The following is a 19,146-nucleotide window of genomic DNA, read 5'->3' on the forward strand; positions in this document are numbered from 1 at the left end:
ACCCGCTCAGCGAGTACGAGGATTGGGAAGCAGCCCGCGTTCCATCGCGACCGTCACCGCCCGAGTGCGGTCGTCGACGTCCAGCTTGGTGAACAAGCGCTGGAGATGCGTCTTCACGGTCGCTTCGCCGATGAAGAGCTCCCGCCCGATCTCCGCGTTGCTCAGCCCCCGCGCGACCGCCGCCAGGACCTCCAGCTCGCGAGGCGACGGCTGAGCCGCCTGCGGCGCGACCGGCGTACGCAAGCGAGACATCAGCCGGGCAGCGACCGGTGGCGCGAGGACGGTCTCACCACGAGCCGCGGCGCGGATCCCGTCCAGCAGCTCCGCATGCGGCGTGTCCTTCAACAGGTAGCCGGCCGCACCGGCCTCGACCGCGTGCAGGATGTCGGTGTCCGTGTCGTACGTCGTCAGCACCAGGACCCGGGTCGACGGGTACCCGGACACGATCGCCCCAGTCGCCGACACCCCGTCCATCCGCGGCATCCGCAGATCCATCAGTACGACGTCCGGCGTGGTCGACTCCACCAGCGCGAGAGCCTCCGCGCCGTCACCCGCTTCGCCGACCACCGAGATGTCGTCGGTCACCGCGAGCATCCCGATCAGCCCCGACCGCACGACGGGATGGTCGTCGACCACCAGAACCCGAATCACACATCCTCCTCAGCGACAGCAGGGACGAGCACCTGCACCCGGGTACCGCGACCCGGTGCGCTCTCCACCTGCACCGAACCGCCCGACTCCTCGACCCGCCCCCGCATCGCCGCCAGCCCGTAGCCGGCCTCCGACGCACCCGGCGTGAACCCGGAACCGTCGTCCCGGATCTCGATCCACACCCCGCCGTCCGAGATCCCCAACGTGATCTGGACCTGCGTCGCCCCCGCGTGCTTCCGAACGTTCGCCAACGCTTCCTGGGCGGACCGCAACAACACCACCTGCTGACCCTGCGGCAGCGCGGCGACCTCCTCGTCCGGCAGGTCGAGCGACACCTGTACGTCGACGCCCGTTTCGGCAGCGAAGCGTTCGCCCTGCCGGCGCAGGACCTCGGCCAACGTTGCCTCGGACAGCACAACTGGGGTGAATGCGGCAACCAACGCACGCGCCTCGGCCAAGTTCTCCCGCGCCGTGTCCTCGATCGCCGCCAACCGGGCCGCGGCTCCATCGGTCCCGCCGCGCTGCAGCTCGACCGCGGCCGTCTGCGCGAGCATCACGATGCTGGTCATACCCTGCGCGAGCGTGTCGTGGATCTCCCGCGCCATCCGCTCCCGCTCGGCCATCACACCGGCACTGTGGTGCGCCTCGGCGAGCTCGTCCCGAGCGGACTCCAGCTGGGCGATCAGTTCGGCCCGCTGCTCGCTCTGCGTGATGATCTTTTCGATCCAGATCCCGAACAGCAGGCTGACCACCAGGCTGACCGCCATCCACGGCAGGATCTCCCAGAACGCGTCCCAGCCCCATCCAGCGCTCCACAGTTGCGCGGAGCCGACGCCGAACACCAGCAGCACACTGAGTGCCGCGGCTTCGCGCACCCGCTCGCAGAGCAGCCAGATCTGGGCCGAGGCAATGAACATCAGGAAGACCGACGGCGGGTACAACGCGACCAGCACCATCAAGCATCCGATCAGCACGATCCGATACGCGTACGCCGGAAGCTGCCGGCGCGAGGTGATCGCGGGCTTGCCGACGAACTGGTACGCCAGCCCGACCAGCAGGACCGCACTCGCGTAGACAATCCGGCGACCCGTGCTGAGGTCCGCCGAGAACGAGACGACCAGCGTCATCACCAGCAGCACCCAGAACACGATGTGCCACCCGATCAGCCATCGCATCCAGATCGGTTCGTCCACCCGCGTCGGTTCCACGGCCACCATCTTCCTCTACTGCCGATTGTCGACAATCAGCCCGCGTCCCGGCGGGTCCACCGGAAGACGCGCTGCGCGACGAGCAGACCGACCACCAGCCAGGCCGACAGCACCAGAGCGCCCAGTCCGAGCTGCCACGACCCACCCGGCTCGTTCACCTCGAAACCGTCCGGCAGGAATACCGACCGCATGCCCTGGGCCAGCCACTTCAGCGGGAAGAACTCCGCGACCGTCCGCATCCAGGCCGGCAGGCTGCTGTAGACGAAGTACACCCCGGAGATGAACTGCAGCAGCAGGACGACCGGCGTGACCACCGCGGACGCGGCCTTGGCCGACTTCGGTACGACGGAGAACGCGATCCCCAGCACCGACCCGGACGCCGTGCCGAGCACGAAGATCCAGACGAAGTTCAGCCACTTCACCGGCTCGGTCGGAATGTCGACACCCAGCAGCAGACCGGCGATCGCGAGCAGCAGCCCGAACTGCAGGATCGAGGTGACCAGGACCAGCCCGATCTTGCCGATGAAGTACGCCTGCGGCGACATCGGCGTACCGCGCAGCCGCTTCAGCAGGTCCTCGTCCCGTTCCATCGCGATCGTGATGGCGAGTGACTGGAAGCTGGTCAGGAAGATGCCGGAGGCAATCATCCCGGGGGTGAAGTAGGTGGCGGCGGTGACCCCGCCGGAGAAGTCGGTGCCGCTGAACACGGCGGAGAAGGTGGCCAGGAAGATGATCGGGAAGAAGAAGGTGAAGATCAGTTGCTCTCGTTCCCGGAAGAACTGCTTCACTTCCAGACTGGTCCGCGACAGGCCGATCTTCATCGGCGACGGCAGGACGACGCTCACCGCACAGCTCCTTCCAGTGCCGGAGCGGCCGCGGCCGCTCCGATCAGTTCCAGGTAGATGTCTTCCAGGCTCGGCCGCCGTACCTCGAGTTCCGGCACCTCACCGCCGTACTGCGCCATCAGCCGGGCCACCTCCGCGGTCGGCTCGTCGGTGCGGATCTCGCGCATCCCGTCCGCGGACAGCCAGGAGACCCGCGCGGTCCGGGCGCCACGCCCGCCGAGTGTCTCGGGGGTCGCGACCTCGACCATGCGGCCGTCGGCGATCACGCCGACCCGGTCGGCCAGGTGCTCGGCCTCGTCCAGGTAATGCGTGGTGAGCAGGATTGTGGTGCCCGCGGTGCGCAGGCTCTCGATCAGGGTCCAGAACTGCCGGCGGGCCTCGGGGTCGAAACCGGTGGTCGGCTCGTCCAGGAACAGCAGTTCCGGATTGCCGACCACGCCGAGGGCGACGTCGAGGCGGCGGCGCTGGCCGCCGGACAGCTTCCGCGTCCGGGTCTTGCGCTTCTCCGACAGGCCGACCGAGGCGATCACCTCGTCGGGGTCGCACGGTGCCGGGTAGTAGCCGGCGAAGTGGTGCACGAGTTCGGCGACGGACAGTTCGGCCTCGTCGCGGGAGGTCTGGGCGACGATCCCGAGCCGCGCCCGCCAGTACCGGTCGCCGCGAGCCGGCTCGACGCCCAGCACGCTGACCTCACCCTCGTCGGCCCGGCGATACCCCTCCAGGATCTCCACGGTCGTCGTCTTGCCGGCCCCGTTCGGCCCGAGCAGCGCGAACACCTCACCCCGATGGATGTCCAGGTCCACCCCGTCCACCGCCACCTTGTCCGGGTACCGCTTCACCAGCCCCCGGACCCTCACAGCCTCATCTGTCTCCATGCCTCAACCCTCCCGCCCACCCGACCGTCCCCGGGAGCACCACCCGGATGACTCGCTGTCCCCCAACCGGTGGACAAGCCACCTCAACCACCAGAAAATGCGCCACGCCCGGAAGGGCTGACGGGACAGTGGGTGCGCCGGTAGCGTCGGGGCATGGCTCAGACGGTGCGTGGTGTGGTGGCGGCGGCTAAGGGTCAGCCGGTCTCGATCGAGGAGATCACGATCCCGGATCCCGGACCGGGGGAAGCGGTGGTGAAGGTGCAGGCGTGCGGCGTCTGCCATACCGACCTGCACTATCGCGAGGGCGGCATCAACGACGAGTTCCCGTTCCTGCTCGGTCATGAGGCGGCCGGCATCGTGGAGTCGGTCGGCGCCGACGTCACCGACGTCCAGCCAGGCGATTTCGTCGTACTGAACTGGCGGGCTGTCTGCGGCAACTGCCGCGCCTGTCTGCGCGGTCGGCCGTGGTACTGCTTCAGCACGCACAACGCCAAGCAGAAGATGACTCTTGCTGACGGCACCGAGCTGTCACCGGCGCTCGGCATCGGCGCGTTCGCCGAGAAGACTTTGGTCGCGGCCGGTCAGTGCACCAAGGTGGACCCGGCCGCCAAGGCTGAGGTGGCCGGACTGCTCGGCTGTGGCGTGATGGCCGGCCTCGGCGCCGCCATCAACACCGGCAACGTCGGCCGCGGTGACTCGGTCGCCGTCATCGGCTGCGGCGGCGTAGGTACGGCGGCCGTCGTCGGAGCCCGGCTCGCCGGCGCCGCGAAGGTTATCGCCCTCGACATCGACGAGCGCAAACTCGCCACCGCCCAGGAGCTCGGCGCGACCCACACGATCAACTCCAAGGGCCTGGACCACGACGGAGTGGTCGAGGCCGTGCAGGAGCTGACCGGTGGGTTCGGCGCGGATGTGGTGATCGACGCCGTCGGCCGGCCGGAGACGTGGAAGCAGGCGTTCTATGCCCGCGACCTGGCCGGCACCGTCGTCCTGGTCGGCGTACCGACCCCGGAGATGACGCTCGAGATGCCATTGCTCGACTTCTTCGGCCGCGGCGGTTCACTGAAGTCGAGCTGGTACGGCGACTGCCTACCGACTCGCGACTTCCCGCTGCTGATCGATCTCCACCTCCAGGGCCGGCTGCCGCTGGATCGCTTCGTCTCCGAGACGATCGCGCTGGACGAGGTCGAGGCCGCGTTCGCCAAGATGCACCACGGCGACGTGCTGCGCTCGGTGGTGCTGTTCTAACGCCGAAACACTAAGCCTGGAACGAGATCCACACGTCCGGCGTCGCGCCGGGATCGCCCGGGATCGGCCGCGTCTCCTCGGACCACGCGTCGCCGGACACAGCGGTCGCGACCCGCCGCCAGAAGTGCACCGCCGTCGCGTTGTTCCCCTGGAACGGCACCTCCCACTGCCCAGGATGCTGCGCGATGACCTCCTGAACGGCACGCAGCCCGAACCCGCTCCGCCGTGCCGGCCGGACGATGAAGAACGTGTTCATCACCCGCACCGACTGCGTCAACGCGCGCACGAAGGAGATCCCGACCGGACTCTCCCCGGTATGGAACAGATAGCCCGCCCAGTCCGGATCACCCGCCAGCACCGACTCGAGCCGCTCACTCCGGTAGCTCCCGTCCGGCCGCGGCAACTGCCCCTGGAACTCGGACAGGTCGTGCCGGAACATCAGCCACAACCGCTCCAGCACCACCCGATCGGCCTCACCGGCACGCCGTACGACGAGATCAGACATGGGTCTCCTCACAACGAGAGAAAGGGGATGAGAACGCAGAAAAGCCTCCCGCGGGCAGCGGAAGGCTTACTGCGGAGCAGTTTATCACCCGAGCGGTGCAGTACTCCGGTCGACCCAGGTCATGTCCGGGTACCGCGTACCCACCGGCGTCAGCTTCGACAACGCCGCCAGATCATCGTCGGAGAGCACGACCTCGAGAGCCGCCGCGTTCTCCTCCAGGTACTTGCGCCGCTTCGTTCCCGGGATCGGCGCAACGTCGTTGCCCTGAGCAAGAACCCAGGCGAGCGCGACCTGACCGGGCGTCGCCTCGTAGCGGGCGGCAACCGACCGGATCTCCTCCACCAGCGCCAGATTGGCGTCGAGATTGTCGCCCGTGAAGCGGGGCAGGGTCCGCCGATAGTCGTCAGCGGCGAGGTTCCGCGGTACGGCGCCGGTCAGCATCCCGCGCCCGAGTGGCGAGTACGGCACGATCCCGATGCCGAGCTCGCGGGGCACGTCGGCAGCACCGACTCCTCGATGTCACGGCTGAACAGTGACCACTCGCTCTGCACCGCGGTGATCGGGTGGACGGCGTGCGCACGCCGGATCGTGTCCGCCGACGCCTCCGACAACCCGAGATACCGGACCTTCCCTGCCTCCACCAGCGAAGCCATCGCCGCGACGGTTTCCTCGATCGGTACGGCGGGATCCGCGCGGTGCTGGTCGTTACGGAGTGGCGTGACCGCCGTACGTGGTGATCTTGTAGTCGGTCACCGCCAGCGCCGCCTGCAGTTCGCGCAGCCGCCGCTGGATCGTCGCCCGGTGCTCCTCCATCAGGGCGAGCCGCTGCGGTGCGGTCTCCTCGCCCTGCTCGACCAGCTCCAGGTAGTGGCTGATCGTGCTGATCGGCATGTCCGACAGCCGCAGCCTGGTGATGAACACGATCCGGGCCAGCGCCTGCCGGTCGTAGTACCGGTAGCCGGACTGGTCCCGACCGACGCGGACCAGTCCGATCCGCTCGTAGTACCGCAGCGTGTGGGCGGTCAGCCCGGTGACCTCGGCCGCCTCCGCGATGCTGAGTCGCTCCGACAGGTCGTCAGGAAGCTCCAGCAGCCGGAGCAGCTCGGGATCGAGCGGGGTCAGCAGCGGCACCTCGTAGCGATCGACGAAGGCCTGCCGCCGTTCGGGAGTGGTGAGGATGCTGGTCGTGTTCATGTCTTCGACCGTACGCCTTCGAGCGCGCTCAAAGGCAAAGGTGACCTGGAGCACGCTCAGGCGAGCAGATCCCGGGCGAGCGTTTCAGTCAGCCAGGCGGCGTACGTCTCCTCGGTCCAGCCGTAGCGCCGCAGCGTGAGGTACGGGCCGGACGAGGAGAGCATCAGCAGCAGGTCGGTCGCCTCGGCGACGTCCAGACCGGACCGCAGCCCCCACTGCTCGGCGATCAGTTCGACGATCTGCCCCAGGCCCTGGCGACGCAACGCTTCAGTGCGCTCGACCACGGCGGCGGCGTCAGGTTCGTGCGGCGCCGACTCGGCGACCTCTTTGATGGCCGCGACCCGAGTCAGGATCGCGGTATTGCCCCGGACGAAGGCGGCCAAGGCCGACCGGCCGGACTCCGCCGTGGCGAGATCGGTGAGGAACGGCTGCTCCAGCGGGGGAAGCCGGTCCGGTCCGAGCACAGCGTGGTCGAAGCACGCCTGCAGCAGTTCGGCCTTGGTATGAAAGGTGAAGTACACGGTCTGCACGGCAACGCCGGCCCTGGTGGCGATGTCGTTCATCCGCGCACCGGCGTAGCCCGCCTCGGAGAAGACCTCGATCGCCGCCCGGATCATCCGTTCCCGGGTCGCGGCCGCCTGCTCGCGCCGGGTGCGCTTCGGTGTGTTGACAGCCTTCGCCACCCGACCCAAACTAGCAGTAGTCATTCACTAGTGACAATCACTAGTGAATGGGTAAGAGCAAATGGGGGAACAGAATGGTTACACCGAGCAGTGCCGTGACGGCGTCGGATCCCTGGGAAATGGCCCTGATCCACCGCGTGATCCAACGGGGGTTCGAGCAGGCGAGAGACCATGTGGTGGCCGCGGGCGCGGAGTCCCGAGCCGCTGCCGTGGCGGAGTACATCGGATTTCAGCTCGACGGGTTGCACGCCCATCACTCGACCGAGGACGAGTTGCTCTGGCCCGTCCTGCTCGAGCGGGCCGGCCTGTCAGCCGCTCTGATCCACCGCATGGAGCAGCAGCATGTCGGCGTACACGATGCCGTCGAGACAGCCCGCGGCGAGTTGGCGGCCTGGCAGACTGCGCCCACCACAGCCGCCTCGGAGTCGCTCGCCACGGCCCTCGAGACCATCTCGACCCGGCTCGCGGAGCATCTCGGGGAGGAGGAGCGTGACGTGGTGCCGCTGATCGCGGTGCATGTGACTCAGGCGGAGTGGGACCGCCTCGGGAAGGTTGCGTTCAGCAAGTTCAAGCCGCACCAGCGGTTCACCGCGATGGGGGAGCTCCTCGAGTCCGCCCATCCCGACGAAGCTGCCCGGATGCTGGCGAACCTGCCGGCCCCGGTCAAGGGTGTCTGGTGGCTGATCGGGCGCCGCCGGTACCAGCGGTTCATGGCCTCGGTCCGCGGGACCTGACCGCCCTGGTCAGGAGACCTTCTGGCACTCCGCGCAGGTGCCGAAGATCTCCAGCGTGTGGCTGATGTCGGCGTAGCCGTGCTCGGCCGCGACCTTGTCCGCCCAGCGCTCCACCGCCGGTCCCTCGACCTCGACGGTGCGGCCGCAGTTGCGGCAGACCAGGTGGTGATGGTGTCCCTTCGAGCAGCGCCGATACGCCGTCTCGCCGTCGGCGGTGCGCAGTACATCGACCTCACGCGAGTCGGCCAGCGCCTGCAGGGTGCGGTAGACGGTGGTCAGGCCGACGGCCTCGCCCGCGGCCCGGAGCTCCTGGTGGATCTCCTGGGCGGTCCGGAAGTCGTCGAGATTGTCGAGCGCGGACGCGACCGCCGCGCGCTGACGGGTCGAGCGTGTTCCGATGGCCACCGTTCCTCCTGTCACTCCGTCACCGTGATTTTCCCGGTAACCCCGCCAATTCTCTCAGAAGTCAACAATCTAGTGCTCATCCCAGTGGTCGCCGTGGGCCGCGTGCAGGTGCCCGTCGTGCACGTAGTCGACGTGGTCGCCGTGCTCGACCTTCGTGTGGCCGCACTGCGGGTTGTGCGTGTGCGGGTGCCCGGCGCTCACCACGTGGGGCTCGGGCGCGGGTACGCCGACCTCGGGCTCCTCGTCGGCGAGCGGTGCGACCCGGCCCTGCCGCCGCCGGATCAGTGTCCCGACCGTTGCCGCCACCACGAACCCAGCCAGCGCCAGTACGACGATGGTCGCGCCCGGAGCCACGTTCGCGTTGTACGACGTGATGATGCCGGCCAGACATGCCGCAACACCGATCCCACAGGCCGTAACGAACGTACTGCGGAACGACCGCGTGATCTGCTGCGCCGTCGCCACCGGCACAACCATCAGCGCACTGACCAGCAGCAACCCCACTGTCCGCATCGCCACCGTCACAGTGACAGCAGCCATCACAGCGATCACCAGGTTCAGCAGTTGCACCCTGAGCCCGGTGACTCGAGCGAACTCCTCGTCCTGGCACACCGCGAACAACTGCGGTCCGAGGCCGATCGCCACCACCAGTACGGCGACAGCCAGCCCGACGACGACGTACAGGTCACTCGGCGACACCGTGGTCAGTGAGCCGAACAGATAAGTGTTCAGTGTGGCGGCGCCCTGTCCGGCCAGACCGATGAGCAGCACGCCACCCGCGATACCGCCGTAGAAGAGCAGTGCGAGGGCTACATCACCACTGGCCTTGCCGCGGGCGCGGACCAGCTCGATCGCGGTGGCACCGGCGATGGCGACAACGATCGCAGTGAGGACCGGAGCAGTCCCGGTGAGCAGGCCGAGGGCGACACCGGTGATGGCGATGTGGCCGATGCCGTCGCCCATCAGCGACAGCCGGCGCTGGACCAGGTAGGTCCCGATCGCGGGTGCCGAGAGGCCGGTGAGCAGACCGGCGATGAGCGCCCGCTGCATGAATTCCAGCTCAAACAGGGTCACGACAACCATCCCGGTTCGTCGCCACCGTGCGAGTGGTGGACGTGTGCGTGGGTCTGCGACGCGTGCGGCGGGCCGTCGTACACGATCCGGCCGCGGCGCAGGACGACGGAACGGTCGATGAGAGCGTCCATCGGGCCCAAGTCGTGGCTGACCATCACCACGGTGGTGCCGCGCGCGACCCGCTCGCGGATCGCGTCGGCGAAGATCTGCTGGCTGGCCAGGTCGACCCCGGCCGTCGGCTCGTCGAGGATCAGCAGCTCCGGGTCGGACACCAGCGCACGTGCGATCAGCACCCGCTGCTGCTGCCCACCGGACAGCTCAGCGACCGCATCCTTGCGCCGGTCGGCCATGTCCACGACCTGCAGCGCCTCGTCGATCGCCTGCTTCTGCGCGGCCCGCAGCGGGGTGAACAGCCGCCGCTTGGACAGCAGTCCGGACGACACCACTTCAGCCACAGTCGCCGGTACGCCGCCGGCCGCGGTGATGCGTTGCGGAACGTACCCGACGCGTTGCCACTGCCGGAAGCGTGGCACCGGCGTACCGAAGAGCCGGACCTCGCCACGAGCCGCGGGCAGCAGGCCGACCACGGTCCGGATCAGGGTGGATTTGCCGGAGCCGTTGGTGCCGAGGATGGCGACCACCTCGCCCTGGCGGATCTGGAGATCGACGCCCCGCAGCACGAGACGACCGCCCAGGTCGACCGAGAGATCGGCGACCTGGACGGCCTTCCCAGCAGTGTCTTGTGGTGTCACGCGCAGCTGTTCGCCTTCCGGAGCTCTTGCAGATTCTCCCGCATCAGGGTCAGGTAGGTCTCCTGGGAGTTGGCGTCCGACAGGCCCTCGATCGGGCTCAGTACGGCGGTCTTGACGCCGACGTCCCGGGCGATCGTCTCGGCCACCTTCGGGCTGACCAGCTCCTCGTAGAAGATCGTGGTCACTCCCTGCTTCCTGACGATGTCCTGGACCTCCTTGATCCGGGCCGGGGTCGGCTCGGCATCCGGGGTGAACCCGGCGATGCCGACCATCGTCAGACCGTACCGCTTCGCGAGGTACGCGAAGGCCTGGTGACTCGTCACGAACGTCTTGAGTTTGCAGTTCGCCAGACCGGTCTTGTACTCGGAGTCGAGCGTGCCGACCTCGCCGAGCAGGGTCTTGGCCCGGGCCTTGTACCCCTCGGCGTTGGCGCTGTCGGTCTCGACCAGCTTGTCGGTCACAGCCTGGACCACGCCGGCGTACCGGACCGGGTCCAGCCAGAAGTGCGGGTCGAGCGCCTCGTCGGCGTACGCGGCGGGCTTGACCGGGGTGCTGCTCTCCTCCGCGTGGGCCTCGCCTTCCTCGTGCTCCTCGAAGTCGGCGCCGGTCGCCTCCAGCTTGGCCGCCGGGGCGATGTCGAAACCGGCGTCCCTGGCGTTCTGCTCGACCGCCTCGTCGACCGCGGGCTGCAGACCCTTCTCGTAGACGACCAGCTTCGCGCCGGCGATCTCGCCGACCTGCTTGGGGGTGAGCTCGAGGTCGTGCGGCTCGACACCGGGTGCGGTCAGGGTGGTCACGTTCACCGCGTCACCCCCCACTGTCCGGGCGATGAACTCGAGCGGGTAGAACGATGCGACGACGTCGAGCTTGTCGCCACCGGAGCCGCTGGCGGCGTTGTCGCCGCCGCATCCGGCCAGGGTGAAGGCGGCGGCCAGGGCGGTGGCGCCGGCGACGACAGCACGAGTACTAGATCTCATGACAATCATTTTCATTTAATCGGAACTGGTTGTCAAAACAGGGAGTTGACCGATGGCCAGCCGCAACGTTGGACGCAGACGAGCCGACCACCGGGCCAACCGTCGCCGCGGGCTCGACATTCCCGCAGGTCACGGGCATGGTCACGGCCACGGGCACGGCGAGCATGTGGTCGACACCTCGGTGGTCGACTCGGACGCGATCGTCGCCCGGCGCGTCCGGATAGTGGTCGCCGCGGTCCTGATCCCGCTGATCGCGGCCGCCCTGATCGCGATGGTGGTGATGTGGCCGGGCGGTGGCCTGAAGGTCACGTCGTACCAGACCGAGACCGCCCGCGGCGAGGTCACGGCGATCAAGCCGTGCGCCGACCAGAAGGATCAGTGTGACCAGGCGACCGTCAAACTGACCACCGGCGCGGACAAGGGCCAGTTGGCGCCGGTCGCGGTGCCGAAGACGGGTCAGGTCGCGATCCCGGTCGAGGTCGGACAGTCCGTCATGCTCGGCGTCCAGACCGACGCGAAGACGATCGCCGAGCGGTACCAGTACGTCGACCACGACCGGACCAAGCCGCTGCTCGTACTGGCGTTGATCTTCGCGATAGCGGTCGTGGCGCTGTCGCGCTGGCGAGGTTTCGCGGCGCTGATCGCGCTGGCCGTCACGGCGGTGATGCTGACCCAGTTCATCCTGCCCGCGATCCTGAAGGGGTCCAATCCGCTGCTGGTCGCGGTCGTCGGTGGCACGGTGATCATGGCGGTCGCGTTACTCCTCACCCATGGGATCAACGCGGAGAGTTCGATCGCCCTGTCCGGCACGATCGCGGCGCTGGGGTTGACGGTGGCGCTGGGCTGGTTCTTCACCAAGTTCTGCCAGTTGAGCGGGCTCGCGTCCGAAGGGGCGTCCGCGGCCAAACAGTTCGCGCCCGATCTCGATCTCACCGGGCTGCTGGTGGCCGGGATGGTCATCGGTGCGCTCGGCGTACTCGACGACGTCACGGTCACCCAGGCCGCCGCAGTCTGGGAACTGTCCGCCGCGAATCCGACGGCGAGCCGCCGCGAACTGTTCGGCGCCGGCCTCCGGATCGGCCGCACCCACGTCGCCTCGGTGGTCAACACCCTCGTCCTGGCGTACGCCGGTGCCTCGCTGCCGATCCTGATCACCTTCGCCATCCAGGGGCTGCCCGGACAGTACGTGCTCTCCACCGAAACAGTGGCCATGGAGGTGGTTCGCGGCCTGGTCGGCAGCCTCGGGATCATCGCCGCCGTGCCGCTGACCACCGCTCTCGCGGCCATGGCCGTGGCGGACCGTTCCCGTGAGCTGGTCACCACCGAACCGGAACACATCACCGCCTAAAACCCTTGTCACAAAAGGGAATCAGGCCTTCACAGCGAGTCGCTTCACCTTCTACAGTGCGTATTAGAGTCACAGAAAGTCCGCCCTTCACCACTTTCTGTGGCTGACGGGGTGAGGAGGTCGGATGAGATTCCGGCATCGGGACGGGTCGACCGTCCATCTGGGCTACAGCGCCACCGTGCACCCGGCCGAGGACCTCGACGGAGTGATCGCCGGGCTGGACGGCTGCGCATCGCTGGTCCGCCAGGAGTTGGACGTACCGCTGCTCGGCGTCGGACTGTGGTTCGCAAGCCCGCTGGCCGACCGGCTGGCGAACTCGCCGGCCGCGGTCAACAAGCTGCGCCGCGCACTCACTCGCAACCAGCTGGAAGTCGTTACGCTCAACGGAATCCCGCACTCGGCGTTCAAGGACCAGGTCATCGGCACCAAGCTCTACTGCCCGGACTGGACCGAGCCCGAGCGACTGCGCTACACCCTCGACCTGGTCGACGTACTCGCCGTGCTGCTTCCGCGCGATGCGCCGTACGGATCGATCTCGACCATCCCGCTGGCCTGGCGGGTGCCCTGGTCGAAGGCGCGCGACAAGGCCGCGCAGAAGGCGTTCGAGCGACTCGACTGGCATCTGGAGCGGACCGAGCAGCGCACCGGCCGCAAGATCCGGGTCGCCGTCGAACCCGAACCGGGTTGTGTGCTGGAGATGATCCCGCAGGCCGCCGGGTGGCTGAGTCGCTACGCGAGCCCGTACGCCGGTGCGTCGCGGATCGGACTGGGGTTCGACACGTGTCACCTCGCCGTGCAGTTCGAGGAGCCCGACTATGCGTTCGAGACGTTGTGGCGAGCCGGCGTGGATGTGGTGAAGGCGCAACTGTCGGCGGCTCCACAGCTCGTGGATCCCTCCGACACCGCTGCCCGGCGGCGACTTGCCGAGCTCGGCGACCCGAAGTACCTGCGTCAGGTCCGGGAGTGGTGCGGGCCTGGTGTCGACGACGTGGAGCTGGCCTACCAGCTGTCCGGACATGCGGCGTGGCGGATGCACGCCCACGTCCCGGCCTATTGCGCGCTGCCGGATCCGCTCAGCGGCACCAACGCCGTACTCGAGGACTGCCTGACTCGCTTGGTCGGCTGCGGTCAGCCGCTCACCCATCACCTCGAGTCCGAGACGTACGCCTGGTCGCGGAAGCCCAAGACCCCCGAGACGTTGGCGAAGAAGATCGCCAAGGAGCTGACCTGGCTGCGCCATCGCCTGACCGCACTGGGCCTCCAGGAAGTCTCAGGCTGATTCGCGACGACCAACTCGGCTCAGCCGCTGGCGACCCGTGACACCGCGAAGAGCAGGATGATCAGGATCGAGAAGATCCGGATGAAGCGGGCGCCGGTGCCGACGACGGGCCAGGACAGGAAGCCGAGCCAGGCCAGCAGCAGGGCGAGGACGACCAGTGCGGGGACGGCGACCGGGACCGGAGCGAGGACTCCGGCCAACGCCAGGACCAAGGTGATGCCGGGCAGGGTGAGTCGGGGCATCCCGTGCAGCTTCGCCACGTACGGGTAACTGAACTTGGTGATCCGCTTCCTCAGCGGGCTCACCGGCTGACTGCTCGGGGAACTCATCTTCCTATTGTTCCAGGCACGCGGAGCTGTGGATAACTTCGGACCCGGTGGCGCGGAAACCAATAGATTCAGGGCATGACCGGTTTGCCTTCCGTAGACGACATCCGCGCCGACCTGCCCGCCGTCCTGGCGCGCTTCCGCGCGGGCCGCACGCGTGCCTTCAGCTTCGGCGCGGGCGCGCCCGATGCCGTGCTGCTGACGTACGACGAGTTCGAAGACCTCGGCGGCGAGGCGAAGTTCGCCGTCGGCGCGGACGTGCTCGAGCCTGAGCAACTGGCGGAGCGATTGGCGGCTGTGGTGGACGCCGCACGCGCGGGGTCTGGCGGGCCGGTCGTCTGGGGCGAGTCGGGCGAGCCGGAGGCGGTGATCCTGTCGACAACGCAGTACCGACAGTTGCGTGGCGACGACGAACCACCGCCTGGTGTGGTCGACGACCCCACGGTCCGCACGTATGCCACTGAACCTCTGCCAGGCAGCCGCCCCCTGAACCTGGACGAGATCGCGGAGTTGATGGGGCCGGAGGCTGTTCAAGACCTGGAGGAGATTCGCCGTGAAGGCAACAAGCCGTGAGCAGCCCTTCGGGTTACGAGCTGTTGCTCACCGACAAGTTCGTCGACGACCTGCGACGGCTGGCGGCTGACGCCCGGCGCGATCCCGGCAAGGTGTTCCTGCGACAGCAGGTCCTGCGGCAGATCGATCAGCTCAGCTCCGGTAGCACCGTCGGGCATCATGCGTTGGGGTATGAGCCCGGGAAGGGCGATCTCCGGGACTGTGTGGTCGGATACGTGCAGTCGGATCCGGAGCAGAAGCCTGATCACCGTCTGGTGTTCCGGGAAATCGGCCCCGGTGCGCCGGGGGAGTTGCCACGGCGCGAGCTCCTGGCAATCAAACCGCGCCAAGGCTCCAACAACATCTACGCCCACGTCTGCGCCCGCCTGGACCGTCACCCAAACGACCGTCAGCCTGGCCTGAACACGTTCGGCGACCGCCCCGCCGACTCCGGTGGCAGTCAGGCAAGCCGCCAGGCCGAGCTCGACACGAAACGCGCGATCGCCCACGCCTGGAGCGGCCAACAACCACTCGCCTCGTCGCGCCCACTGCAATTGGGTGGCAGCGCATCGCGCGCACCAACGGAGCACGGTGGCCGGCGGCGACTTGCCGACGTGTGGGCCCGGGGGAGTGCCCCGCCCGGGCGGGCGGGGGCTACCGGGTGGCCTGGGCGTGGGTGGGGGTGAATAGGGTGGGTGCGTGTTCGTGGTGATCAGGTTTCGGGTACCGGAGGCCGACCAGGCGGAGTTCGCCGTACGGTTGCAGGCTGCGGTCGACGTACTGCGCAAGCAGAAAGGCTTCGTGGCGGCCCGGGCCGGGTGGAATGTGGATGACCCGGAGTTGATCGCACTGACCCTGGAGTGGGAGAACATCGGCAGTTACCGTCGGGCGTTGTCGCCGTACGAGGTGAAGCTGACCGCGGTGCCGCTCCTCTCGCTGGCGATCGACGAGCCGACCGCGTACGACGACCTCCCCGAGTTCCTGCCGTAGCACCGATCCCCGCGTGGATTCCACCAGGGGCCGGTAGGACCGATAGCCTGGACCCTTCCGAGTTGCAAAGTGCCGTTACTGGAGTCGAAAAGTGCCCGTGGAAACCGTCGATGCCGTCGTCAGCCTCAGCAAGCGGAGAGGCTTCGTGTACCCGTGCGGCGAGATCTACGGTGGTACCAAGTCGGCCTGGGACTACGGGCCGCTGGGTGTCGAGCTGAAGAACAACGTTCGGACCCAGTGGTGGCGGGCGATGGTGACGAGCCGTGACGACATCGTCGGGCTGGACTCGTCGGTGATCCTGCCGACCAAGGTGTGGGAGGCGTCCGGTCACCTGTCGGAGTTCGTCGACCCGCTGACCGAGTGCCAGTCCTGTCACAAGCGGTTCCGCGACGACCACCTGCGCGAGGACTTCGCCCGGCGGAAGAACAAGGACCCCGAAGACGTCAAGCTGGCCGAGATCGCCTGCCCGAACTGCGGTAACAAGGGCACCTTCACCGAGCCGCGGATGTTCAACGGCCTGCTGAAGACCTACCTCGGCCCGGTCGAGTCCGAGGAAGGGCTGCACTACCTGCGCCCGGAGACCGCCCAGGGCATCTTCGTGAACTTCGCCAACGTGATGGGGACGGCGCGGAAGAAGCCGCCGTTCGGGATCGCCCAGGTCGGCAAGAGCTTCCGCAACGAGATCACCCCGGGCAACTTCATCTTCCGGACCCGCGAGTTCGAGCAGATGGAGATGGAGTTCTTCGTCGCGCCCGGCTCGGACGAGGAGTGGCACGAGTACTGGCTGAAGGCCCGCTGGGACTGGTACCTCGACCTCGGTCTGAACCCGGACAACATGCGCTACTACGAGCACCCGCAGGAGAAGCTCAGCCACTACTCGAAGCGCACCGTCGACATCGAGTACCGGTTCAACTTCGGCGGCAAGGAGTTCGACGAGCTCGAGGGCATCGCGAACCGGACCGACTTCGACCTGTCCACCCACTCCAAGCACTCCGGTGCCGACCTGTCGTACTTCGACCAGGAGAAGGGTGAGCGCTGGACGCCGTACGTGATCGAGCCGGCGGCCGGCCTGACCCGTAACGTGCTCGCGTTCCTGCTCGACGCGTACACCGAGGACGAGGCGCCGAACGCCAAGGGCGGTGTGGACAAGCGGACCGTCCTGCGGTTCGACCCGCGCCTGGCCCCGGTCAAGGCGGCCGTGCTGCCGCTGTCGCGCAACGCGGAGCTGTCCCCGAAGGCGAAGGATCTCGCCGGCGAGCTGCGGAAGAACTGGAACGTCGACTTCGACGACGCCGGTGCGATCGGCCGCCGCTACCGCCGTCAGGACGAGATCGGCACGCCGTACTGCATCACCGTCGACTTCGACACCCTCGACGACCAGGCCGTGACGATCCGCGAACGCGACTCGATGAAGCAGGAGCGGGTCGCCCTCACCGAGGTGACCGGCTACCTCGCCCAGCACCTGATCGGTTGCTGACGATGGGGGTACGGCGCTTGCTGTCGCCGGAGCGGATCCGGTTCGGGCTGGCTGTCTTCGGCCTGTCCGCGATCGCGGCGTTCGCGTTGACCGCCTGCTCCGACAGCGAGCCGCAGGCGGGTAACACCCCGGCTCCGTCGACGCCGGCGAACTCGACTGCGCCGATCCCGACCGCTTCCACGCCGTCGCTCACCCCGCTGCCGACCCCATCGAAGCCGTGGCCGACGCCGAAGGTCACCGGCGAGCCCGAGAACGACGCCCCACTGGCCGAGCGGATCCAGTTCGCGATCGCCAAGGAGGCGCAGGTCGCGGCCGGCAAGGCCGCCGCGACGACAGTGAAGTGCCCGGGCATCGCGGACGTCGAGAAGCCCGGCAAGCACGAGCTGACCTGCACGGTCACGTACGCCGGGAAGCCCTACGTCGGCACGCTGATCGTCGACGCGAAGACGTACACCGCGTCGTACAAGTTCACCTCCGAGTCGGTCGCGATCGTGAAGCCGAAGGTGGTCGACGCCGTGCTGCGGACCGCGCCCGACGCCGCCAAGGTGACCTGCACGATGGATGATGTTGCCGTGGTCAAGCATTCCGGCGACGGCATCGCCTGTGACGTCACCACCACGGCGAACGCGGTCCAGCCGTACAAGGCGCAGGTCTCCGGCAACGGCCAGGTCCTGGTGGCGAAGGCGTAGTAATGCTCACGCTCGGCAACCTGACGATCGACACACCCGTGGTGCTGGCGCCGATGGCGGGCATCACGAATGCGGCGTACCGGCGGCTGTGTGCGGAGCAGGGCGCCGGGTTGTACGTGTGCGAGATGATCACCTCGCGCGGGATCGTCGAGGGTGACCAGAAGTCGCTCGACATGCTCACGTTCGACGAGCGCGAGACGGTCCGCTCGGTCCAGCTGTACGGCGTCGACCCGGTCTACATCGGCCGCGCCGTTCAGATCCTGTGTGACCAGTACGGCGTCGCCCACATCGATCTGAACTTCGGCTGCCCGGTCCCGAAGGTGACGCGGAAGGGCGGCGGTGCCGCGCTGCCGTGGAAGCGCAACCTGCTCGGCGCGATCCTCCACTCGGCCGTTCACGCCGCGACGCCGTACGGCGTGCCGGTCACGATGAAGACGCGGATCGGCATCGACCAGGCGCACCAGACGTATCTCGACGCCGGCCGGATCGCGGAGGAGTCGGGCGCCGCGGCCATCGGTCTGCACGGACGTACGGCGGCGCAGGCGTACTCCGGTCAGGCGGACTGGTCCACGATCGCTTCGCTGGTGGAGCATGTGAGCATTCCGGTGCTCGGGAACGGCGACATCTGGGAAGCCGGTGACGCGCTCCGGATGGTCGCGGAGACCGGCTGCGCCGGGGTGATCGTCGGTCGTGGGTGTCTCGGCCGGCCGTGGTTGTTCCGCGACCTCGCGGTCGCGTTCACCGGCGGTGAGGCGCTGAACCTGCCGACCCTTGGCGAGGTCGCCGTGGTGATGCGCCGGCACGGCGAGCTCTTGGCGGACCTGATGGGGGAGCCGCGCGGCCTGCGCGACTTCCGCAAACACGTCCCGTGGTACCTCAAGGGCTTCCCCGCCGGCGGCGAACTCCGCGCTGCCCTAGGCATGGTCGAGTCCCTGGCCCAACTCGACGAGCTACTAGCCCAGCTCGACCCCGCCGTCCCCTTCCCAGTTGCCGAACTAGGCGCCCCCCGAGGCCGCCAAGGCAGCCCCCGCGACCACATAGTCCTCCCCGAAGGCTGGCTAAACGACACCGACGGCCTGTCAGCCGATCTAGCAGCAGCCGAGATCGGCGTCTCCGGCGGCTAACCAAAGGACACCGCCTCCGGCGGCGGCTGTTCTGTTGCCGCCTTCGGCGGGGCCGCGGACTGGTGATACGGCTGGCTGTGGTTGGCGGATGTGCTGTGGTTGGTGGGTGTGTTGTGCGGATCGTGACTGAGTAGGGCCTGCCGGCTCGCGCGATGACACCGCCTCCGTCGGTGGCTGTTGCTTTGGGCGCCTGCCGCGGGGCCGCGTGCA

Annotated in this window: 24 protein-coding genes; 10 read left to right on the forward strand and 14 right to left on the reverse strand. The window is 68.1% G+C overall.

Translation table 11 applies throughout. From position 1 onward, the window contains the following. Positions 1 to 6: 6 nt before the first annotated feature. Genes ACGFIF_RS01070 through ACGFIF_RS01085 form a run of 4 tightly spaced genes read right to left on the reverse strand, consistent with a single transcriptional unit; the run spans position 7 to position 3,579 of the window. Positions 7 to 651, reverse strand: a complete 645-nt coding sequence (locus ACGFIF_RS01070; protein WP_393150038.1) for a response regulator — start codon at positions 649 to 651, stop codon at positions 7 to 9. After that, positions 648 to 1,859 (reverse strand): histidine kinase, encoded by a 1,212-nt coding sequence (locus tag ACGFIF_RS01075; RefSeq protein ID WP_393150040.1) that lies wholly within the window; start codon positions 1,857 to 1,859, stop codon positions 648 to 650. Before ACGFIF_RS01075 ends, ACGFIF_RS01070 begins: the two co-directional genes overlap by 4 nt. Positions 1,860 to 1,894: 35 nt before the next feature. Then, the gene (locus ACGFIF_RS01080; protein WP_393150042.1) at positions 1,895 to 2,704 is read right to left on the reverse strand and encodes an ABC transporter permease; all 810 of its coding nucleotides are present in this window, start codon (positions 2,702 to 2,704) and stop codon (positions 1,895 to 1,897) included. Further along, entirely contained in the window at positions 2,701 to 3,579 is an 879-nt protein-coding gene (locus ACGFIF_RS01085; RefSeq protein ID WP_393150044.1) for an ABC transporter ATP-binding protein, read from the reverse strand. The genes ACGFIF_RS01080 and ACGFIF_RS01085 overlap by 4 nt, the downstream gene beginning before the upstream one ends. 153 nt (positions 3,580 to 3,732) lie before the next feature. Here ACGFIF_RS01085 and ACGFIF_RS01090 point away from each other — a divergent pair, with 153 nt between their 5' ends. Continuing rightward, on the forward strand, positions 3,733 to 4,827 hold the full coding sequence (locus ACGFIF_RS01090; RefSeq protein ID WP_393150046.1) for an S-(hydroxymethyl)mycothiol dehydrogenase: 1,095 nt from the start codon (positions 3,733 to 3,735) through the stop codon (positions 4,825 to 4,827). Between the two features lie 10 nt (positions 4,828 to 4,837). Here ACGFIF_RS01090 and ACGFIF_RS01095 read toward each other — a convergent pair whose 3' ends face one another. From ACGFIF_RS01095 to ACGFIF_RS01115, 5 genes are all read right to left on the reverse strand, one after another. Continuing rightward, positions 4,838 to 5,332, reverse strand: a complete 495-nt coding sequence (locus ACGFIF_RS01095; RefSeq protein ID WP_393150048.1) for a GNAT family N-acetyltransferase — start codon at positions 5,330 to 5,332, stop codon at positions 4,838 to 4,840. Between the two features lie 84 nt (positions 5,333 to 5,416). Continuing rightward, on the reverse strand, positions 5,417 to 5,827 hold the full coding sequence (locus ACGFIF_RS01100) for an aldo/keto reductase (protein ID WP_393150050.1): 411 nt from the start codon (positions 5,825 to 5,827) through the stop codon (positions 5,417 to 5,419). Next, positions 5,767 to 5,985: an aldo/keto reductase gene (locus ACGFIF_RS01105; protein ID WP_393150052.1), complete on the reverse strand. Its 219-nt coding sequence runs from the start codon at positions 5,983 to 5,985 to the stop codon at positions 5,767 to 5,769. The genes ACGFIF_RS01100 and ACGFIF_RS01105 overlap by 61 nt, the downstream gene beginning before the upstream one ends. Positions 5,986 to 6,037: 52 nt before the next feature. After that, entirely contained in the window at positions 6,038 to 6,526 is a 489-nt protein-coding gene (locus ACGFIF_RS01110; RefSeq protein ID WP_393150054.1) for a MerR family transcriptional regulator, read from the reverse strand. A gap of 56 nt (positions 6,527 to 6,582) precedes the next feature. Next, the gene (locus ACGFIF_RS01115; protein ID WP_393150056.1) at positions 6,583 to 7,209 is read right to left on the reverse strand and encodes a TetR/AcrR family transcriptional regulator; all 627 of its coding nucleotides are present in this window, start codon (positions 7,207 to 7,209) and stop codon (positions 6,583 to 6,585) included. A gap of 119 nt (positions 7,210 to 7,328) precedes the next feature. Between ACGFIF_RS01115 and ACGFIF_RS01120 the strand changes: the two genes are divergently transcribed. Further along, a complete protein-coding gene (locus tag ACGFIF_RS01120; RefSeq protein WP_393150058.1) occupies positions 7,329 to 7,943 on the forward strand; it encodes a hemerythrin domain-containing protein in 615 nt (204 codons plus the stop codon). Positions 7,944 to 7,952: 9 nt separating this feature from the next. On the opposite strand, the gene ACGFIF_RS01125 is transcribed toward ACGFIF_RS01120, so the two are convergent. The 4 genes from ACGFIF_RS01125 to ACGFIF_RS01140 all read right to left on the reverse strand — a co-directional run bounded on the left by ACGFIF_RS01125 (position 7,953) and on the right by ACGFIF_RS01140 (position 11,151). Further along, on the reverse strand, positions 7,953 to 8,348 hold the full coding sequence (locus tag ACGFIF_RS01125; protein ID WP_393150060.1) for a Fur family transcriptional regulator: 396 nt from the start codon (positions 8,346 to 8,348) through the stop codon (positions 7,953 to 7,955). Positions 8,349 to 8,417: 69 nt separating this feature from the next. Then, a complete protein-coding gene (locus ACGFIF_RS01130) occupies positions 8,418 to 9,431 on the reverse strand; it encodes a metal ABC transporter permease (RefSeq protein WP_393150062.1) in 1,014 nt (337 codons plus the stop codon). After that, positions 9,419 to 10,174 (reverse strand): metal ABC transporter ATP-binding protein, encoded by a 756-nt coding sequence (locus ACGFIF_RS01135; RefSeq protein ID WP_393150064.1) that lies wholly within the window; start codon positions 10,172 to 10,174, stop codon positions 9,419 to 9,421. The genes ACGFIF_RS01130 and ACGFIF_RS01135 overlap by 13 nt, the downstream gene beginning before the upstream one ends. Next, the gene (locus ACGFIF_RS01140; protein ID WP_393150066.1) at positions 10,171 to 11,151 is read right to left on the reverse strand and encodes a metal ABC transporter substrate-binding protein; all 981 of its coding nucleotides are present in this window, start codon (positions 11,149 to 11,151) and stop codon (positions 10,171 to 10,173) included. Before ACGFIF_RS01140 ends, ACGFIF_RS01135 begins: the two co-directional genes overlap by 4 nt. A gap of 52 nt (positions 11,152 to 11,203) precedes the next feature. Here ACGFIF_RS01140 and ACGFIF_RS01145 point away from each other — a divergent pair, with 52 nt between their 5' ends. After that, entirely contained in the window at positions 11,204 to 12,499 is a 1,296-nt protein-coding gene (locus ACGFIF_RS01145) for a YibE/F family protein (protein WP_393150068.1), read from the forward strand. A 124-nt stretch (positions 12,500 to 12,623) separates the two neighbouring features. Next, positions 12,624 to 13,778: a metabolite traffic protein EboE gene (gene eboE / locus ACGFIF_RS01150; RefSeq protein ID WP_393150070.1), complete on the forward strand. Its 1,155-nt coding sequence runs from the start codon at positions 12,624 to 12,626 to the stop codon at positions 13,776 to 13,778. Positions 13,779 to 13,798: 20 nt separating this feature from the next. Here the strand turns inward: eboE and ACGFIF_RS01155 are convergent, their stop codons facing one another. After that, positions 13,799 to 14,107 (reverse strand): DUF6703 family protein, encoded by a 309-nt coding sequence (locus ACGFIF_RS01155; RefSeq protein WP_393150072.1) that lies wholly within the window; start codon positions 14,105 to 14,107, stop codon positions 13,799 to 13,801. A 75-nt stretch (positions 14,108 to 14,182) separates the two neighbouring features. Between ACGFIF_RS01155 and ACGFIF_RS01160 the strand changes: the two genes are divergently transcribed. The 6 genes from ACGFIF_RS01160 (at position 14,183) to dusB (ending at position 18,936) form a co-directional block, all read left to right on the forward strand. Further along, positions 14,183 to 14,677, forward strand: coding sequence for a hypothetical protein (locus ACGFIF_RS01160; RefSeq protein ID WP_393150074.1), 495 nt, complete (start codon positions 14,183 to 14,185; stop codon positions 14,675 to 14,677). Beyond that, entirely contained in the window at positions 14,674 to 15,342 is a 669-nt protein-coding gene (locus ACGFIF_RS01165; RefSeq protein WP_393150076.1) for a hypothetical protein, read from the forward strand. The genes ACGFIF_RS01160 and ACGFIF_RS01165 overlap by 4 nt, the downstream gene beginning before the upstream one ends. A gap of 13 nt (positions 15,343 to 15,355) precedes the next feature. Continuing rightward, a complete protein-coding gene (locus ACGFIF_RS01170; RefSeq protein WP_393150078.1) occupies positions 15,356 to 15,646 on the forward strand; it encodes an antibiotic biosynthesis monooxygenase family protein in 291 nt (96 codons plus the stop codon). Positions 15,647 to 15,737: 91 nt separating this feature from the next. Continuing rightward, complete coding sequence (locus tag ACGFIF_RS01175) at positions 15,738 to 17,123, forward strand: glycine--tRNA ligase (protein WP_393150080.1); 1,386 nt, start codon at positions 15,738 to 15,740, stop codon at positions 17,121 to 17,123. A gap of 2 nt (positions 17,124 to 17,125) precedes the next feature. After that, on the forward strand, positions 17,126 to 17,812 hold the full coding sequence (locus ACGFIF_RS01180; RefSeq protein WP_393150082.1) for a hypothetical protein: 687 nt from the start codon (positions 17,126 to 17,128) through the stop codon (positions 17,810 to 17,812). Positions 17,813 to 17,814: 2 nt separating this feature from the next. After that, a complete protein-coding gene (gene dusB, locus ACGFIF_RS01185) occupies positions 17,815 to 18,936 on the forward strand; it encodes a tRNA dihydrouridine synthase DusB (RefSeq protein ID WP_393150084.1) in 1,122 nt (373 codons plus the stop codon). Positions 18,937 to 19,146 lie beyond the last annotated feature (210 nt).

The sequence above is a fragment of the Kribbella sp. NPDC049174 genome, assembly GCF_043197365.1.
GTDB lineage: Bacteria > Actinomycetota > Actinomycetes > Propionibacteriales > Kribbellaceae > Kribbella.

What these genes read in the sequence shown, in the direction of transcription:
- ACGFIF_RS01085 (WP_393150044.1), bottom strand. Translation starts at nt 3,579, where the DNA reads ATGGAGACAGATGAGGCTGTGAGGGTCCGGGGGCTGGTGAAGCGGTAC.
- ACGFIF_RS01090 (WP_393150046.1), top strand. Translation starts at nt 3,733, where the DNA reads ATGGCTCAGACGGTGCGTGGTGTGGTGGCGGCGGCTAAGGGTCAGCCG.
- ACGFIF_RS01095 (WP_393150048.1), bottom strand. Translation starts at nt 5,332, where the DNA reads ATGTCTGATCTCGTCGTACGGCGTGCCGGTGAGGCCGATCGGGTGGTG.
- ACGFIF_RS01105 (WP_393150052.1), bottom strand. Translation starts at nt 5,985, where the DNA reads ATGGCTTCGCTGGTGGAGGCAGGGAAGGTCCGGTATCTCGGGTTGTCG.
- ACGFIF_RS01110 (WP_393150054.1), bottom strand. Translation starts at nt 6,526, where the DNA reads ATGAACACGACCAGCATCCTCACCACTCCCGAACGGCGGCAGGCCTTC.
- ACGFIF_RS01120 (WP_393150058.1), top strand. Translation starts at nt 7,329, where the DNA reads ATGGCCCTGATCCACCGCGTGATCCAACGGGGGTTCGAGCAGGCGAGA.
- ACGFIF_RS01130 (WP_393150062.1), bottom strand. Translation starts at nt 9,431, where the DNA reads ATGGTTGTCGTGACCCTGTTTGAGCTGGAATTCATGCAGCGGGCGCTC.
- ACGFIF_RS01140 (WP_393150066.1), bottom strand. Translation starts at nt 11,151, where the DNA reads ATGAGATCTAGTACTCGTGCTGTCGTCGCCGGCGCCACCGCCCTGGCC.
- ACGFIF_RS01145 (WP_393150068.1), top strand. Translation starts at nt 11,204, where the DNA reads ATGGCCAGCCGCAACGTTGGACGCAGACGAGCCGACCACCGGGCCAAC.
- eboE (WP_393150070.1), top strand. Translation starts at nt 12,624, where the DNA reads ATGAGATTCCGGCATCGGGACGGGTCGACCGTCCATCTGGGCTACAGC.
- ACGFIF_RS01155 (WP_393150072.1), bottom strand. Translation starts at nt 14,107, where the DNA reads ATGAGTTCCCCGAGCAGTCAGCCGGTGAGCCCGCTGAGGAAGCGGATC.
- ACGFIF_RS01160 (WP_393150074.1), top strand. Translation starts at nt 14,183, where the DNA reads ATGACCGGTTTGCCTTCCGTAGACGACATCCGCGCCGACCTGCCCGCC.
- ACGFIF_RS01180 (WP_393150082.1), top strand. Translation starts at nt 17,126, where the DNA reads ATGGGGGTACGGCGCTTGCTGTCGCCGGAGCGGATCCGGTTCGGGCTG.
- dusB (WP_393150084.1), top strand. Translation starts at nt 17,815, where the DNA reads ATGCTCACGCTCGGCAACCTGACGATCGACACACCCGTGGTGCTGGCG.